Source organism: Halomonas sp. B23F22_20 (genome assembly GCF_043496985.1).
Classification (GTDB): Bacteria; Pseudomonadota; Gammaproteobacteria; order Pseudomonadales; family Halomonadaceae; genus Halomonas.
The window spans coordinates 1-600 of sequence record NZ_JBIEKH010000122.1 but is presented as its reverse complement, the minus strand read 5'-3'; the positions used below and the strand labels follow the sequence as shown (position 1 = coordinate 600).

At 57.7% G+C, this 600-nt stretch carries 2 protein-coding genes; both read right to left on the bottom strand.

The window, feature by feature from the left end; all coding sequences use genetic code 11:
• The coding region (locus ACGTN6_RS20905; RefSeq protein ID WP_394595023.1) for a hypothetical protein at nucleotides 1-249 on the bottom strand (249 nt) is incomplete at its 3' end.
• Nucleotides 250-329: 80 nt separating this feature from the next.
• Nucleotides 330-600: DUF3577 domain-containing protein (locus tag ACGTN6_RS20900; RefSeq protein WP_394595022.1), on the bottom strand; the 271-nt coding region annotated here is incomplete at its 5' end.

Here is a 600-nt window from a genome sequence, read left to right as displayed (position 1 = left end):
TGTGCTCTTCCGATCTTCCTTGGCTTCAGCAATCTGCTTATCCAGTATAGCTTTTAACCAGCTGGCGACCAATGCCAGCAGGAAAAACCCCGCAGCTCCCGCCATCGGGGTGATGCTGTCTTGCATATCTGGGCGAATCACTCGACCCAGTAGATCAGCCACAAGGCAGGCTGATGCAACGGCTGTGCTTATTCGATCGACAACATCCGTCATCGCTCGACTAAGCGTTAGCAAAAACGTTCGTTTCATAGGCTTCCTCCAGAGTATTCAATGCCCTGGAGAGCCCCCGCCCAATGGGGAGAGCTCCCCATTGGGCGGTTGGTTGATATTCAGGCCATGACCGGCGATTCGAATGAGCCGGCGGCCCCACCTGCAGCTGCAGGCGCAGCAGCAGGTTGATTAGATGTTCCAGCGTCGCTGGAGGGTTGGGCTTCCGGTGACGGCTGCGCTTCCTGACCCGTCGCCTCTTCTCGAGGCTGGGCTCGGTACACTTCCTCACCGTTGACCTTGATCCAGCTGATGAACAGCAGGCGGGCCTTCAGGCTAACGCCTGTCTGACCGGCACGATCCCCCTTGGAGTAGGTGAACGTGTCAGTCCAG